This is a genomic window from Roseateles noduli (assembly GCF_050626985.1).
Classification (GTDB): Bacteria; Pseudomonadota; Gammaproteobacteria; order Burkholderiales; family Burkholderiaceae_C; genus Roseateles; species Roseateles noduli_A.
Genome location: NZ_CP192463.1, coordinates 2,557,334 through 2,572,128 on the forward strand (window position 1 = coordinate 2,557,334; position 14,795 = coordinate 2,572,128).

Below are 14,795 nucleotides of genomic sequence, written 5' to 3' on the forward strand. Positions count from 1 at the left end.
ATGACCTCGCTGAACGCGCGCGCCGCCCTGCTCTCGCTGCTGATGCTCGGGTTGATGCTGGGCATCTGGCACCTGGCGACGATGGGCACGGGGACCGCCTCGTCCGCGGGGTCCACCGCGGCGCCGGCGATGACGGCCGAGCAGATCGAATACGCCAGGCTGATGGGCAAGCCCGTGCCCGCCGACGCGGGCGGCAGCGGCGCCTCGCCCGCGGCGGCCAAAAGCGGCTTCCCGACGCTCGCGCAGATGGGCACGACCGTCGTCCACCACCTTGCCGATCCGTTCTACGACAAGGGCCCCAACGACAAGGGCATCGGCCTGCAGCTGGCGTACTCGCTGGGGCGGGTGGCGCTGGGTTATCTGCTCGCGGCCCTCGTCGCGATCCCGCTGGGCTTCGCGATCGGGATGAGTCCGCTGGTCCACCGCGCGCTCGATCCCTTCATCCAGGTGCTCAAGCCGATCTCGCCGCTGGCGTGGATGCCGTTGGCGCTCTACACGATCAAGGATTCGGCGGCGAGCGGCATCTTCGTGATCTTCATCTGCAGCGTCTGGCCGATGCTGATCAACACGGCCTTCGGCGTCGCCGGCGTGCGCAAGGAGTGGCTCAACGTCGCGCGCACGCTGGAAGTCCGCCCGCTGCGCCGCGCCTTCGAGGTGATCCTGCCCGCCGCCGCGCCCACCATCCTGACCGGCATGCGCATCAGCATGGGCATCGCCTGGCTGGTGATCGTCGCGGCGGAGATGCTGGTCGGCGGCACCGGCATCGGCTACTTCGTCTGGAACGAGTGGAACAACCTCAGCCTGCCCAACGTGATCTTCGCGATCCTCGTGATCGGCCTCGTGGGCATGGCGCTGGACGGGCTCTTCGCCCGCGCGCAGAAGGCGGTGACGTATGCGGATTGATCCGCTGGAACAGGGCGCCGCGGCGGCGGTCGATGCGGCACCGGTGCTGGTGCGTGTCGAAGGCCTGGCCAAGCGCTACGGCGACACCACCATCTTCGAGGACGTGGACTTCACGCTGCGCCAGGGCGAGTTCGTCTGCATCGTCGGCCACAGCGGCTGCGGCAAGACGACGATCCTGAACACGCTCGCAGGACTGGAGCAGGCCAGCGAGGGCCACGTGATCGTCGACGGCCGCGAGGTCGCCGGCCCCGGCCTCGATCGCGGCGTCGTCTTCCAGGGCCATGCGTTGATGCCCTGGCTGACGGTGCGGCAGAACATCGCCTTCGCGGTCCGCAGCAAGTGGCCGGACTGGTCGAAGACGCAGGTCGACGAGCAGGTCCGCAAGTACGTCGCCCTGGTCAGCCTGACGCCGGCGCTCGACAAGAAGCCGAGCCAGCTCTCCGGCGGGATGAAGCAGCGCGTGGGCATCGCGCGGGCCTTCGCGATCGAGCCGCGGATGCTGCTGCTCGACGAGCCCTTCGGCGCGCTGGATGCGCTGACGCGCGGCACGATCCAGGACGAGCTGCTGAAGATCTGCGCCGCGACGCGGCAAACGGTCTTCATGATCACGCACGACGTGGACGAGGCCATCCTGCTGGCCGACCGCGTGATGCTGATGTCGAACGGCCCGCACGCGCGGGTCGCGGAGATCGTCGTCAACACGATGCCCCGCTCGCGCCAGCGCGCCACGCTGCATCACGACCCGCAGTACTACCCGATGCGCAACCACCTGATGGATTTCCTGGTGGAGCGCAGCCATCCCGTCCCCCCTCCAAGGAGCATCCCATGAGCCGACTCGACGTCACCGAAAAGATCATCGCCACCAAGGTGGCCAAGGGCCTGAAGTGGTCCGACGTGGCCGAGGCCGTCGGCCTGAGCAAGGAGTGGGTCACGGCCGGCTGCCTGGGCCAGATGACCTTCGACGACGCGCAGGCCGCGACGCTGGCGGGCCTCTTCGACCTCACCGAGGCGGAGACGCAGTGGCTCAAGGTTGTGCCCTACAAGGGCAGCCTGCCGACGTCGGTCCCGACCGATCCGCTGATCTACCGCTTCTACGAGCTGATCAGCGTCTACGGCACGACCTTCAAGGAGCTGATCCACGAGGAGTTCGGCGACGGCATCATGAGCGCGATCGACTTCCGCATGGACCTGCAGCGCGAGCCCGACCCGAAGGGCGACCGCGTCAGCATCGTGATGAGCGGGAAGTTCCTGCCGTACAAGACGTATTGACGAACCGAGCCTCTGCTCGAAAGCCTGCGGCATAGAATGCCGCGCATGCATGCGACGCGGACTTCGACCAGGCGCTGGGCATGGCTCGTGAGTCTCACGATCCTGCTCGCGGCGATGCTGCCGTCGCTGTCGCATGCGATGCTGGTCCATCAGGGCGCCACCTTCGCGGAGATCTGCTCTGCGACCGGCGCCAAGCTCGTGGTGATCGACGCCACCGGCAATGTCGACACAAGCCGCGACGGCTCATCGCTGATGAGCTCGTCGATGAACTGCCCGTACTGCGCCATCCACCACGGCGCGCCCGACCTGCCGCCCGCCACGGTGCAGTGGGCGCCGCCCGACGCTTTGAAGTTCGAACGTCCGCATCTGTTCTTCACGGCACCGCGCCCGCTCTTCGCGTGGGCGCCTTCGCTCGCTCGCGGACCTCCCGCCGTCGCCTGATCGCCGCCTCGCGGCCGATGCGCACTTCGCTCCGTCCCGGATGCGAAGCACCTCACGACTGACCTGTCGCCTTCGCTCGCGCGAATGCGCCTCTGCGCTCATGCGCTCATGCGCTCATGCGCTCATGCGCTCATGCGCTCATGCGCTCATGCGCGGCAGGGTCGGTCCACGCCATTTCGATCATGCGACACCCTTCTCTCGCGCACCTCGCGCACCTCGCGCCGTCTGCGCGCGCCCTCTCTGGCGATTCCGTCGTCGTCCCCGACGCGCGTCGTCGGGCGCTGACGATCGCCACCTGCCTGCTGCCGCTGGCGGCGTGCAAGCCCGCTCCGACCTTCCACGGCATCGATCTCTCGCTGGTGAGCTACGCGAGCGATTTCGCGCTGCAAGGCGCGGACGGCCGCCCGCATCGGCTGGCCGACTTCCGCGGCAAGGTCGTGATGATGTTCTTCGGCTTCACGCAGTGCCCCGACGTCTGCCCGACCGCGCTGGCGCGCGCCGCCGCCGTGCATCAGATGCTGGGCGCGGATGCCGCGGACTTCCAGGTCCTTCGTCACCATCGATCCGGAGCGCGACACCGCGCCGGTGCTGGCGGCCTACACCGCCGCGTTCAATCCGAGCTTCCTCGGGCTCTACAGCGATCTCGCGGGGACTGCCGCCGTCGCCAAGGAGTTCAAGGTCTATTACGGCAAGGTGCCCACGGGCAGCAGCTACACGATGGACCACTCCACCCTGAGCACCGTGTTCGACCGCAAGGGCAAGGCACGCCTGGCCATCAAGCACGAGATGAGCGCCGCCGACCTCGCCCAGGACGTGCGCCAGCTGCTCAACACCTGACCCTCCATATCCCAACACACCGATTCCGGAGAACCGACATGACTTTCAAGATCCACTCGCTGCTGCTCGTCGCGGGCTCGCTACTCGCCTCCATCGCTCATGCCCAGGTGAAGATCGACGACGCCTGGGTGCGCGCCACCGTGCCGCAGCAGAAGGCGACCGGCGCCTTCATGAAGCTGACGGCGGCGAAGGACACGAAGCTCATCGGCGTCACCACGCCGTTGACGCCCAAGGCCGAGGTGCATGAGATGGCGATGCAGGACAACGTGATGCGCATGCGCCAAGTGCCGGCGATCGAACTGCCGGCGGGCAAGACGGTCGAGCTCAAGCCCGGCGGGTATCACGTGATGTTCCTGGACCTGCCCGCCCAGGTGAAGGCGGGCGACCAGGTGCCGCTGACGCTGATCTTCGAGGACCGCGGCGGCGCCCGTCAGACCGTCGAGGTGAAGGCGCCGGTTCGGGCGCTCAATGCGGCGATGCCGGCGAAGGACGACAAGGGCGGTGGTCACGGCGACCACGCGCATTGAGGAAGCGCTGCTTCCCCGGGTGGGCGGCTCAGTCCGCCATCCACGCGCTGTTGGACAGCGTGCAGAGCTCGCCGACGAGGCGTTCGAAGTCGCAGGCCTTGTCGTAGAAGCCGTCCGCGCCGCAGGAGATGACGCGTGGCTCGTAGGCCGAGCGGTCTTCCGAACTCAGCACCAGGATGCGGCCGCGGAAGCGCGCCGCGCGCAGGCGTTCGATCACGCCCAGGCCGGAGCCGCCGTCGATGCTCAGGTCCACCAGCACCACGTCCGGCGCGCTCAGTGCAATCGTGCTGATCGCGGCGTTCTCGCTGGAGGCCTGGCTCACCACGGTGATGGACGCCTCGGACTCCAGGCGCGACACCATCAGGCGACGGAGCAGCGCGTTGTCCTCGATCAGTGCAACCTTCATGTCTTGTCTCCCTGTGTGACTCCATGATGGTTGATGCCCGGATCATTTTCGAGGCCGGCCGGCCCCCAGCCAGGGTGGGCCCGCTGGCCGACAGGAAGTCAGGCGAAGGACTACACGGCGACGGGTTTCGCTCACGCCGCGCCGGGGTTCAGCGCCTGCGCTTCCGAGGCTGGCGCCGCTGATGCACGATCAACGCGACGAACACCGCGCCCGCCGCGACGCTGGTGTGGCCGCTGTAGCTGACAAGGCCCAGGCCCCAGCCTTGTGCGGTCACGACGAGGGCGAGGCTCGCCAGCAGCAGCGCCCAGCCGGCGGTGCGCAGCGCGCGGGACTTCGCCGCGGGCAGCTCGCGGCCCAGGACGTCGCACTGCGCGCGGTCCGTCGCCATCGCGAGCGCCGCGAAGGCGGCCACGCAGATCAACAGGCTGAGGAGGTGCATCACCGCGCGCCCTCCCCGCCGGATCGCAGCGCCAAGCCGACCTCTCCGGAAGACGAGGCCGACGACGCGGCCACCGGCGCCCGCGAGGCCTGGGCATGCGGCCTGTCCTTGGCGACCGGCCGCCCCTTCAACGCGCGAGGGGCGTGGCGCCCCGTGCGGATCGCCAGGTACGCCAGCAGCGCCGCGAACACCCAAAGCATCAGCTCCACGCCCGCGAAGGTCCAGTCGCCCTGCGCGACGCTGCGCCACAGCGGGCGGTCCGTCGTCAGCGCGTTGCCCACCGGCAGCAGCGCCAGCGACACCGCGCCCAGCCACAGCAGTTCGATCCATGCCCGCTTCGCCGGCCGGACCAGCGCGTGCAGCAGCGTCACCGCCCACACGATGAAGACCACGTGCACTTCCCACTCTGCGCGCTTCTCCAGCCCCATCGGCAACAGCCGGTTGGCCCACAACATGCCGCTCATCGCCAGCGGCAGGCCTGCGATGGCGGCGATGTTCAGCCGCTCCACGACGCGGAAGCCGAAGTACGGCCTGTCCGGGTCAGGCAGCTTCTGGCGGCGCTTGACGGTCCACATCACCAGGCCGCTGCCGACCATCGCCGTGCCGGCCAGGCTGACGATGAAGTACAGCCAGCGGGTCGCGTCATCGCCGAATCGCCCGAGGTGCAATCCGTACAGCACGCCGCGGGTCTCCGCCGCCGCGCCGACGCCGTTCTTCTCCTCGACCAGTCGCCCCGAGACGCCGTCGAACAGCAGGTACTGCGGACTCATCGAGACCCGCCCGCCCTCGCCGCGCGTGATCGCCACGCGCGCCACGGCATCGCCCGGATTCACCGCGGTGACCCGCGCCACGCTGCCCGGTCCCCAACGGCGCTCGGCCTCGCGCACCATCGCCTCGATCGAGGCCAGCGGGGCCGCCTCGCCCGAGGGCTTGGCCGGCTGGAGGAACGCGTTCATCTCCGAGGTCAGCTGCTTCTTCATCGCTGGCGAGTTGATGCCGGCCTGCTCGCCCCACGGCATGTACAGCGTCATCAGCGTCACCAGGCCGGTGTACGTGATCATCAGGTGGAAGGGCAGCCCGAACACCGACAGCGCGTTGTGCGCGTCCAGCCACGAGCGCTGGCCCTTGCCCCAGCGGAAGGTGAAGAAGTCGGTGAAGATCTTCTTGTGCGTGATCACGCCGCTGACGATCGCCACCAGCATGAACATCGCCGCCAGTCCCGCGAGCCAGCGGCCCCAGACCACCGGCATGTAGTGGAACTGGAAGTGGAAGCGGTAGAAGAACTCGCCGCCCAGCGTCTCGCGCGCGCTGACCTTCTCCCCCGTCTGCGGATCGAAGTTCGCGTCCTTGAAGGCGCGCCTGGCGCCGTCCTTCGGCGGCACGCGCCAGAAGGCGTTGGCCACGCTGTGGCGATCGTCGGTCAGGCGCAGGCTCCACTGCGTGGTGCCCGGGGCCAGCGTCTCGAGCTCCCTGGCGATGCGGCCGGCCACGACGGCCGGCTCGGGCGTCACGGCCTGATGGGCGATCTCCGGCCGCATCCATTGCGACAGCTCCTCCTTGAAGTAGCTGACGGTCCCGGTGAGGAACATCGCGAACAGGAACCAGCCCAGCAACAGACCGGTCCAGATGTGCAGGTCCGACATCGTCTGCCGGATGCCGCGCGGCTGCGGCGCGGCCGAGGGGGCTTGGACGTCGGCGGTCATGGCGAGGCGGCAGGTTCGACCGCGGTCCAGACGGACCACGCGAAAGGCAGCAGGAGCAGCGCGGCGACGATCAGCCCGACCCAGGCCCGCGTGGCGCTACGCACCGCGAAGACCCAGACGACCGCGCCGGCATAGACGGCGAAGCTGCCGAGCATGCCGCCGATGACCGCCTGGATGCGGTTCACCGGCAGCGCGAGCACCGCGACGCTGACCAGCGCCGCCAGCGCGTAACCGCCGCCGATCGCCGCGACGATGCGCGAGATCAACGGGAATGCGCCCCGCAGGCGTGAGACCGGGAAAGACATGGACGACTGGCTTTGTTGCAAATGAGAACTCTTCTCATCATAGAGCCGCCTCATGGAAGGGTCCATGAATGTCCGTGCGATTGCTGGAGCTTCAGCCCCCCGCGCCCTGCGCGCGTGGGGACGGGCGATTGTTGCGGGCCTCACAACAACCAATTCGCGGCTGAGCCATTTATGCGATTCGGCCCCGCGCCTAACCTTCAGTCATCGGCAAACGACGCCGGCCCAAGACCCCAGACACCCGATCCAACGCTCTCTAAAAGGAAACCATCATGACCGCCAAGACCCTGATCGCTACCGCCCTGATCGCCCTGTCCGCCGCCGCCGTGCCGGCCTTCGCGCAGAGCTACAGCCACCTCGATCCGATCACGCAAAGCCAGAAGAGCCGAGCTGAAGTGCTGGCGGATCTGGAGATCTATCGCGAGTCCGGCCTGGCCGCGGTGGACCGCACCGAAGACTCGTCGCTGGAACTGAACCAGCGCGCCAAGGCGGAAGCTCGCTACGCCGAGCTGAAGGCCTCGCCGAAGTACGCGGTGCTGGTGCAGCGCTTCGCGGCCAAGGAAGCCAAGGGCTCGACGACCGAAGGCGTCTCCGCCCGCTGAGCGATCCCCTCGCCCTCCCCGGCCATCAGCGCCGGCAGGACCTCGGTCCTGTCGGCGTCTTCGTTTGGGAGGGGCGATACGGCGTGTGAAGCGCGACGGCTTGTCCGCTTGGCATGCATCTCACACCGCCGCGGCGCAGCTTCGTCGCGCAGCGCTCGAAAGGCGGCGCCCCACTGACGACACTGACTCCATCGACACAGCCAACCCCTTCAGGACATCGACATGAACGCCACCCGCCTCAACATCACTTCCGCCACCAGCACCACCGTCAAGGCCGTGGCCTTCGGTGCCATCGCCGCGCTGGCCTTGGGCCTGGGGATCGCTCATGCACAAGGCCAACGCGAGATGCGTGCCTCGATCGTCACGCTGGACCCGATGGTCATCTCCGTGAAGCGCGAACAGCTGCCCACCGTGTACGTGACCGGCCGCCGCAGCACGGCGGTCGACCAAGACGCCTCGGCCGAATGAACGCCACAGGTTGCGCTGTTTCGGTGGAGCGATCCACGGACTGACGACCTTCGGTTCGCTCCCACGCAAGACGCCCGGCTCATGCCGGGCGTCTTGCTTTGTGCCGCGCACGACCAACGGTCGAAGGGACTCGCGAGTCTGAAGGCAGTCGATTGTTGCGAGCCTCACAACGAGGCATTGCGGCGCAGCCCGTTTATCCGAACGGGGGCCGCGCCTAACCTTCAGTCATCGGCAAACGACGCCGGCCAAAGACTCTCAGACACCCGATCCAACGCTCTCTCAAAGGAAACCATCATGACCGCCAAGACCCTGATCGCTACTGCCCTGATCGCCCTGTCCGCCGCCGCCGTGCCGGCCTTCGCGCAGAGCTATAGCCACCTCGATCCGATCACGCAGAGCCAGAAGAGCCGCGCCGAAGTGCTGGCCGACCTGGAGATCTATCGCGAGTCCGGCCTGGCTGCCGCGGACCGCACGGAAGACTTCACGCTGAACGCGAGCCAACGCGCCAAGGCAGAAGCCCGCTACGCCGAGCTGAAGGCCTCACCGAAGTACGCCGCGCTGGTGCAGCGCTTCGCGGCGAAGGACGCGAAGGGCTCGACGACCGAAGGCGTCTCCGCCCGCTGAGCGCCGCTCGCCTCCCCGGCCATGGACGCCGGCAGGACTTCGGTCCTGCCGGCGTCCTGGCTTTGTGAGCTCAACGGTTCATCCGCCTCGCAGGCGGTCCAAGCTGTCGCGTCGCAGTCAGGCGTGAGCCCGGCGAAAGACCCAGTCACCCTCGTCATAGGTCAGCAGGTCGGGCGCCGTGGCCGGATCGACCCGCTCGTAGCCGCATGCGCTCAGCAGCCGGCTGCTTCGCAGGTTGACCGGCAGCGTCGTGGCCCAGCATCGCGCATCGGGGCACACGCGGGACAACTCGTCATGGAGCCAGCTCAATCCCTCCTTGGCGTAGCCGTGGCCCCAATACGCCGGTGCCAGCAGAAAGGCCACCTCCGCGATCCCGGCGTGCACCGTCGCCTCCAGCCGCCCGATCAGTTGATGACTTCCGCGCAGTCGCACGGCGTAGTTGAGCCATCGCTCCGAAGCTCGATGGGCGGGCGGCCCGGCCAACGCCCTCCGCAGCCCCAGCGCGACCTCTGCCGCGCCTGACGGCAGACCGCCGATGTGCTCGTAGACGCGTTCGTCCCAGAGCAGACTCGCCAGCGCATCGACATCGGCGTCGACGAGCGGCGACAGGGTGAGTCGGGCAGTCTGCATGGATCAAAGGCTCTCGGGCGTCGACGGTGGCCAGGATTATTGCGGCCGCCACAACGGGGCATTGCGGCGCAGCCCGTTTATCCGGACGAGGCCCGCGCCTAACCTTCAGTCATCGGCAAACGACGCCGGCCCAAGACCCCAGACACCCGATCCAACGCTCTCTCAAAGGAAACCATCATGACCGCCAAGACCCTGATCGCCACCGCCCTGATCGCCCTGTCCGCCGCCGCCGTGCCGGCCTTCGCGCAGAGCTACAGCCACCTCGATCCGATCACGCAGAGCCAGAAGAGCCGCGCCGAAGTGCTGGCCGACCTGGAGATCTATCGCGAGTCCGGCCTGGCCGCCGCGGAACGCACGGAAGACTTCACGCTGAACGCAGCCCAGCGCGCCAAGGCAGAGGCCCGCTACGCCGAGCTGAAGGCCTCGCCGAAGTACGCGGCGCTGGTGCAGCGCTTCGCGGCGAAGGAAGCCAAGGGCTCGACGACCGAAGGCGTCTCCGCCCGCTGAGTGATCCCCTCGCCCTCCCCGGCCACAAGCGCCGGCAGGACTTCGGTCCCGCCGGCGTCTTCGTCTGGGAGGGGCGAAACGGCGTGTGAACCGCTACGGCTTGTCCGCTTGGCATGCATCTCACACCGCCGCCGCGCAGCTTCGTCGCTGAGCGCTCGAAACGAAGGGGCTCGATGACGACACTGACTCCATCGACACAGCCAACGCCCCCAAGGAGATCGACATGAACACCGCCCACCGCCTCGCCATCACTTCCGCCACCAGCACCACCGTCAAGGCTGTCGCCTTCGGTGCCATCGCGGCGCTGGCCCTCGGCTTGGGTATCGCTCATGCACAAGGCCAACGCGAGATGCGCGCCTCGATCGTCACGCTGGACCCGGTGGTCGTCACCGTGAAGCGCGAGCAGTTGCCCACGGTGTACGTGACCGGCCGCCGCAGCACGGCTGTCGACCAGGACGCCTCGGCCGAATGAACGCCACAGGTTGCGCTGTTTCGGTGGAGCGATCCACGGACTGACGACCTTCGGTTCGCTCCCACGCAAGACGCCCGGCTCATGCCGGGCGTCTTGCTTTGTGCCGAGCACGACGGGCAGCCCCCGTGAATCGCGCGTGTCGAAGGACGGTCGATTGTTGCGAGCCTCACAACGAGGCATTGCGACGCAGCCCGTTTATCCGGACGAGGCCCACGCCTAACCTTCAGTCATCGGCAAACGACGCCGGCCAAAGACTCTCAGACACCCCGATCCACCGCTCTCTCAAAGGAACCCATCATGACTGCCAAGACCCTGATCGCTACTGCCCTGATCGCCCTGTCCGCCGCCGCCGTGCCGGCCTTCGCGCAGAGCTACAGCCACCTCGATCCGATCACCCAGAGCCAGAAGAGCCGCGCCGAAGTGCTGGCCGATCTGGAGATCTATCGCGAGTCCGGCCTGGCCGCCGTCGACCGCACGGAAGACTTCAGCCTGAACGCCGGTCAACGCGCGAAGGCGCAAGCCCGCTACGCAGAAATGAAAGCGTCGCCGACGTACGCCGCGCTGGTGCAGCGCTACGCGGCCAAGGAAGCCAAGGGCGTTGCGACCGAAGGCATTGCCGCCCGCTAAGACTGCCCCTCGGGCTTGGAGCCCGAAGCGACCAACGCCGACAGGACCTTCGTCCTGTCGGCGTTGTCATTTGGGCCGGGAGAAAGATCCGTCGTCAGTGATGACCGGCGCGTGCCGCCGCATTGCGCTTGCGCGTCGCCGCAGCCTTCTTCGCGGACGCGGAGCGCTCCGCAGCCGTGCGGCTCGCCGCAGCCTTGCCGCCCAGGTGTCCGCCCTTGCGGGCGGGCGCGTGGTCCTCAGGCTGACCTCGACCGGAGCCGGACTTCTTGCCGCCCCCCGTTTCTGCGTTGACCGTGGCCCACGCGCGCCGTTCCGCTTCATCCTTGGGCACACCGCGGTGCTCATAGCCGCTCTCGATGTGCTCGGCCTGTCGCTTCTGCTTGTCCGTGTAGGACGACTTGTCGCCTCTGGGCATGGGGACCTCCGATCGTCGTTCGATGCAGGAAATCCGGCAGACCGTCTGCGCGATCCGCCGGCCTCAATGTGGCCTCATCACGGCCTCACTTCATGCGCACCTCGCCGGTCTCGGCCAGCCCCGTGGGCGGCTTGCCGGTCACGGCCGCCTTCGCCATCGCGTAGAGCTGCGTCAGCTTGGACGCCTTCACGTCCCAGTAGCTGGCGTGGCTGATGCGCACGCGCACCACCGCCAGGTCGGGATCGTCGATGCCCTGCGTGAACCAGGCCTCCGCCGCCTTGCTCCAGAGCTCCTGGCGCTTGGCGCGGTCCTCGTTGAGCTCCGCCGTGCCGGACACCGAGACGTAGGTGTCGTCGTCCCGGTCGGCGAAGCCGACGTTCACCTGCGGCGACGCGACGATGTCGCTGAACGGCTCGCCGCTGCGGGACATGAAGAACCACAGCGATTCGCCCTCGTCGAGCGCCTTGTTCTGCAGCGTCATCGGGCGCGAGTGCAGATGCCCGTTCGCATGGTGCGTCGTGAACAGGCCGACCTTGATGTCCTTGATGAGGTCCCAGAGCTTCTCGCGTCGCTCGGTGTCGGAGAGGGGTTTGTCGGTCATGGGGACTCCTGTGAAAGGTGGAAAGGTTCCCTCCTTCGCAGCAAGTCCCGCTCCCGACCCGCCGAACCGCTCGAGCGCAGGCGCGAATCGCACGGGCATCACATCGGTCGAGCGCTTCATGGTGGCTCGGGAGTGGAACCCGTCATCGCCAACGGCAACGGCGATGGCAATGGCCATGTCCGTGCCGGTGGGCATCCTGCTTGCTGATCGGTGCCATCGACCGATACTTCGCCCCCGCCGTCCCAGCGCGCGTCGCGCTGATCACCCGAGGTTCCGTCTTGGCCAAACGTCCTACCGCTCGCCCACCGTCCTCTTCGTCGTCCACGCCCGCGTCCAAGCAGACGTTCGCGTCCGCGCCCGCGCCCGTCGCGGCGCCCGATGCCGTGCGCGAACACCCCGGACGCGCCGCCTTCGTCCAGGTCCGCGGCGCGCGCGAGCACAACCTCAAGAACGTCGACGTGGACGTGCCGCGCGACGCGCTCGTGGTGTTCAGCGGCGTGTCGGGTTCCGGCAAGTCCTCCCTCGCCTTCGGCACGATCTACGCGGAGGCGCAGCGTCGTTACTTCGAATCGGTCGCGCCGTACGCGCGCCGGCTCATCGATCAGGTCGGCGTGCCCGCCGTCGACTCGATCGACGGCCTGCCGCCGGCCGTGGCGCTGCAGCAGCAGCGCGGCACGCCGAGCGCGCGCTCGTCCGTGGGCAGCGTGACCGGGCTGTCGTCGCTGCTGCGGATGCTGTACTCGCGCGCCGGCCGTTACCCCGCGAAGCAGCCGATGCTGTACGCGGAGGACTTCTCGCCCAACACGCCGCAAGGCGCCTGCCCGCATTGCCACGGGCTGGGCCGCGTGTACGAGGTCACCGAGGCCTCGATGGTCCCCGACGACACGCTCACCATCCGCGACCGCGCCGTCGCCGCCTGGCCGCCGGCCTGGCACGGCCAGAACCTGCGCGACATCCTGGTCACGCTGGGCATCGACGTCGACAAGCCCTGGCGCGAGCTGCCGCGCAAGACGCGCGACTGGATCCTGTTCACCGACGAGCAGCCCACCGTGCCCGTCTATGCCGGCTTCACGCCCGCCGAGACCAAGGACGCGCTGCGCCGCAAGATGGAGCCCAGCTACCAGGGCACCTTCAGCAGCGCGCGGCGCTACGTGTTGCACACCTTCGCGACCACGCAGAGCGCGCTGATGAAGCGCCGCGTGTCGCGCTACCTGATCGGCGGCGCCTGCCCGGTCTGCGACGGCAAGCGGCTCAAGCGCGAGGCGCTGTCGGTGACCTTCGACGGACTCGACATCGGCACGCTGTCGCAGTTTCCGCTGGCGCAGCTGGCGGAGCACCTCGGCGACGCCGCCATCGACGGCCTCAGCGAGGAAAAACGCCTCGCCGCCCATCGCCTGGTGGACGACGTGCTGATGCGCCTGCGTCCGTTGCTCTCGCTCGGGCTCGGCCATCTCTCGCTGGAGCGCGCGACGCCCTCCGTCTCGCCCGGCGAGCTCCAGCGGCTGCGGCTGGCCACGCAGATCTGCTCCAACCTCTTCGGCGTGGTCTACGTGCTCGACGAACCCTCCGCGGGCCTGCATCCGGCCGACAACGAATCGCTGCTCGCCTCGCTGCGATCGCTGAAGGCGGCGGGCAACTCGGTCTACGTCGTCGAGCATGACCTCACCCTGATGCGCGCCGCGGACTGGATCGTCGACGTCGGGCCGGCGGCCGGGGAACTCGGCGGCCGCGTGCTGTACAGCGGTCCGCCCGAGGGACTGCGCGGCATCGCGGAGTCGCGCACCGCCGCCTACCTGTTCCCGGAGTCCTTCTCCGATGTGAGCGACGTGAACAACGTGACCGATGTGACCGAGGCGGCGTCCCACGGCGCCTCCGAAGGTGCCTCCGGTCCTGTCGGTGCGGCCAGTCGTCCCGGCCGACGGCCCAGGCGCCGCGCCCCGAAAGATTGGCTGCGGCTCGAAGGCATCACGCAGAACAACCTCGTCGACTTGGACGCCGCGTTCCCGCTCGGCGTGTTCACCGCGGTGACCGGCGTGTCGGGTTCCGGCAAGTCGTCGCTGGTGAGCCGCGCGCTGGTGGACCTGGTCGGCGCGCACCTGGGCCATGAACCCGCGGCCGTCGAGGACGACGAGGACGCTGAGCTCGGCGCCGACGTGCAAGCAGCCACCGGCGGACGGATCGCCGACGGCGCCGAGGCGATCCGCCGGCTGGTGCAGGTCGACCAGAAGCCGATCGGCCGCACGCCGCGCTCCAACCTCGCGACCTACACGGGGCTGTTCGACCACGTGCGCAAGCTCTTCGCCGCGACACCGGCCGCGCGCGCCCGCAAGTTCGATGCGGGGCGCTTCTCCTTCAACGTCGCCAAGGGCCGGTGCGAGACCTGCGAGGGTGAAGGTTTCGTCAGCGTGGAGCTGCTGTTCATGCCCAGCGTCTTCGCGCCCTGCCCCGCCTGTCACGGCGCCCGATACAACGAGGCGACGCTGAAGATCCGCTACCGCGACCGCAGCATCGCGGAGGTGCTCGGCATGACGGTGGACACGGCCTTCGAGTTCTTCGCGGAGGAACCGGCGCTGGCACGGCCGCTGGGGCTGCTGAAGGGCATCGGCCTGGGTTACCTGCGGCTCGGCCAGCCGGCGACCGAGCTGTCCGGCGGCGAGGCGCAGCGCATCAAGCTCGTCACCGAGCTGCAGCGCACGCAGCGCGGCCACACACTGTACGTGCTGGACGAGCCCACCACCGGCCTCCATCCGTCCGACGTCGACAAGCTGATGGTCCAGCTGCGCGACCTGGTCGAGGCGGGCCACACGGTGGTCGTCGTCGAGCATGAGATGCGCGTGGTCGCCGCGGCGGACTGGGTCATCGACCTCGGTCCGGGGGCCGGCGGCGATGGCGGCCGCGTGGTCGCGGCGGGGACGCCGGACGAGGTGGCCGCCAGCGCGGACTCGCGCACGGCGCCGCATCTGAAGGCGGCGATCGACGGCAACACCCGAGGCTGATCCACCGAGCCTGATCAACCGAGGCC

The 14,795-nt window shown here is 68.6% G+C and carries 19 protein-coding genes and 1 pseudogene; 13 read left to right on the plus strand and 7 right to left on the minus strand.

Features of this window, described 5'->3' with window-relative positions; genetic code table 11:
* From ntrB to ACQ4L4_RS11225, 6 genes and pseudogenes are all read left to right on the plus strand, one after another.
* The gene (gene ntrB / locus ACQ4L4_RS11200; protein WP_431104316.1) at positions 1–903 is read left to right on the plus strand and encodes a nitrate ABC transporter permease; all 903 of its coding nucleotides are present in this window, start codon (positions 1–3) and stop codon (positions 901–903) included.
* Positions 893–1,732: an ABC transporter ATP-binding protein gene (locus ACQ4L4_RS11205; protein ID WP_431104317.1), complete on the plus strand. Its 840-nt coding sequence runs from the start codon at positions 893–895 to the stop codon at positions 1,730–1,732. Before ntrB ends, ACQ4L4_RS11205 begins: the two co-directional genes overlap by 11 nt.
* Positions 1,729–2,172 (plus strand): cyanase, encoded by a 444-nt coding sequence (gene cynS, locus ACQ4L4_RS11210; protein WP_377153793.1) that lies wholly within the window; start codon positions 1,729–1,731, stop codon positions 2,170–2,172. The genes ACQ4L4_RS11205 and cynS overlap by 4 nt, the downstream gene beginning before the upstream one ends.
* An 87-nt stretch (positions 2,173–2,259) precedes the next feature.
* On the plus strand, positions 2,260–2,613 hold the full coding sequence (locus ACQ4L4_RS11215; protein ID WP_431104318.1) for a DUF2946 domain-containing protein: 354 nt from the start codon (positions 2,260–2,262) through the stop codon (positions 2,611–2,613).
* 182 nt (positions 2,614–2,795) lie between these two features.
* Positions 2,796–3,450 (plus strand): annotated as a pseudogene (locus ACQ4L4_RS11220) (SCO family protein).
* Between the two features lie 38 nt (positions 3,451–3,488).
* The gene (locus ACQ4L4_RS11225) at positions 3,489–3,977 is read left to right on the plus strand and encodes a copper chaperone PCu(A)C (RefSeq protein WP_431104319.1); all 489 of its coding nucleotides are present in this window, start codon (positions 3,489–3,491) and stop codon (positions 3,975–3,977) included.
* Between the two features lie 28 nt (positions 3,978–4,005).
* Here ACQ4L4_RS11225 and ACQ4L4_RS11230 read toward each other — a convergent pair whose 3' ends face one another.
* The 4 genes from ACQ4L4_RS11230 to ACQ4L4_RS11245 form a co-directional block, all read right to left on the minus strand.
* Complete coding sequence (locus tag ACQ4L4_RS11230) at positions 4,006–4,383, minus strand: response regulator (protein ID WP_431104320.1); 378 nt, start codon at positions 4,381–4,383, stop codon at positions 4,006–4,008.
* A gap of 148 nt (positions 4,384–4,531) precedes the next feature.
* Positions 4,532–4,822, minus strand: coding sequence for a DUF3325 domain-containing protein (locus tag ACQ4L4_RS11235; RefSeq protein WP_431104321.1), 291 nt, complete (start codon positions 4,820–4,822; stop codon positions 4,532–4,534).
* Positions 4,822–6,525, minus strand: a complete 1,704-nt coding sequence (locus ACQ4L4_RS11240; RefSeq protein WP_431104322.1) for a PepSY-associated TM helix domain-containing protein — start codon at positions 6,523–6,525, stop codon at positions 4,822–4,824. The genes ACQ4L4_RS11235 and ACQ4L4_RS11240 overlap by 1 nt, the downstream gene beginning before the upstream one ends.
* Entirely contained in the window at positions 6,522–6,830 is a 309-nt protein-coding gene (locus ACQ4L4_RS11245; protein ID WP_431104323.1) for a DUF3649 domain-containing protein, read from the minus strand. Before ACQ4L4_RS11245 ends, ACQ4L4_RS11240 begins: the two co-directional genes overlap by 4 nt.
* A gap of 269 nt (positions 6,831–7,099) precedes the next feature.
* Here ACQ4L4_RS11245 and ACQ4L4_RS11250 point away from each other — a divergent pair, with 269 nt between their 5' ends.
* From ACQ4L4_RS11250 to ACQ4L4_RS11260, 3 genes are all read left to right on the plus strand, one after another.
* Positions 7,100–7,429 (plus strand): DUF4148 domain-containing protein, encoded by a 330-nt coding sequence (locus ACQ4L4_RS11250; RefSeq protein ID WP_431104324.1) that lies wholly within the window; start codon positions 7,100–7,102, stop codon positions 7,427–7,429.
* A 222-nt stretch (positions 7,430–7,651) separates the two neighbouring features.
* Positions 7,652–7,897 (plus strand): hypothetical protein, encoded by a 246-nt coding sequence (locus ACQ4L4_RS11255; protein ID WP_431104325.1) that lies wholly within the window; start codon positions 7,652–7,654, stop codon positions 7,895–7,897.
* A gap of 294 nt (positions 7,898–8,191) precedes the next feature.
* Entirely contained in the window at positions 8,192–8,521 is a 330-nt protein-coding gene (locus ACQ4L4_RS11260; RefSeq protein WP_431104326.1) for a DUF4148 domain-containing protein, read from the plus strand.
* Positions 8,522–8,638: 117 nt separating this feature from the next.
* Here the strand turns inward: ACQ4L4_RS11260 and ACQ4L4_RS11265 are convergent, their stop codons facing one another.
* Entirely contained in the window at positions 8,639–9,151 is a 513-nt protein-coding gene (locus ACQ4L4_RS11265) for a GNAT family N-acetyltransferase (RefSeq protein ID WP_431104328.1), read from the minus strand.
* A 177-nt stretch (positions 9,152–9,328) separates the two neighbouring features.
* On the opposite strand from ACQ4L4_RS11265, the gene ACQ4L4_RS11270 reads away from it, so the two are divergent.
* The 3 genes from ACQ4L4_RS11270 (at position 9,329) to ACQ4L4_RS11280 (ending at position 10,757) form a co-directional block, all read left to right on the plus strand.
* Positions 9,329–9,658, plus strand: a complete 330-nt coding sequence (locus tag ACQ4L4_RS11270) for a DUF4148 domain-containing protein (RefSeq protein WP_377153769.1) — start codon at positions 9,329–9,331, stop codon at positions 9,656–9,658.
* Positions 9,659–9,881: 223 nt separating this feature from the next.
* The gene (locus tag ACQ4L4_RS11275) at positions 9,882–10,130 is read left to right on the plus strand and encodes a hypothetical protein (protein WP_431104330.1); all 249 of its coding nucleotides are present in this window, start codon (positions 9,882–9,884) and stop codon (positions 10,128–10,130) included.
* A 297-nt stretch (positions 10,131–10,427) separates the two neighbouring features.
* Positions 10,428–10,757: a DUF4148 domain-containing protein gene (locus tag ACQ4L4_RS11280; RefSeq protein ID WP_431104331.1), complete on the plus strand. Its 330-nt coding sequence runs from the start codon at positions 10,428–10,430 to the stop codon at positions 10,755–10,757.
* A gap of 94 nt (positions 10,758–10,851) precedes the next feature.
* Here the strand turns inward: ACQ4L4_RS11280 and ACQ4L4_RS11285 are convergent, their stop codons facing one another.
* Both ACQ4L4_RS11285 and ACQ4L4_RS11290 read right to left on the minus strand, forming a co-directional pair.
* Entirely contained in the window at positions 10,852–11,172 is a 321-nt protein-coding gene (locus tag ACQ4L4_RS11285; protein ID WP_377153763.1) for a plasmid stabilization protein, read from the minus strand.
* An 85-nt stretch (positions 11,173–11,257) separates the two neighbouring features.
* Positions 11,258–11,773 (minus strand): pyridoxamine 5'-phosphate oxidase family protein, encoded by a 516-nt coding sequence (locus ACQ4L4_RS11290; RefSeq protein WP_431104332.1) that lies wholly within the window; start codon positions 11,771–11,773, stop codon positions 11,258–11,260.
* A gap of 383 nt (positions 11,774–12,156) precedes the next feature.
* On the opposite strand from ACQ4L4_RS11290, the gene ACQ4L4_RS11295 reads away from it, so the two are divergent.
* The gene (locus ACQ4L4_RS11295) at positions 12,157–14,769 is read left to right on the plus strand and encodes an excinuclease ABC subunit A (protein ID WP_431104916.1); all 2,613 of its coding nucleotides are present in this window, start codon (positions 12,157–12,159) and stop codon (positions 14,767–14,769) included.
* Positions 14,770–14,795: the final 26 nt, after the last annotated feature.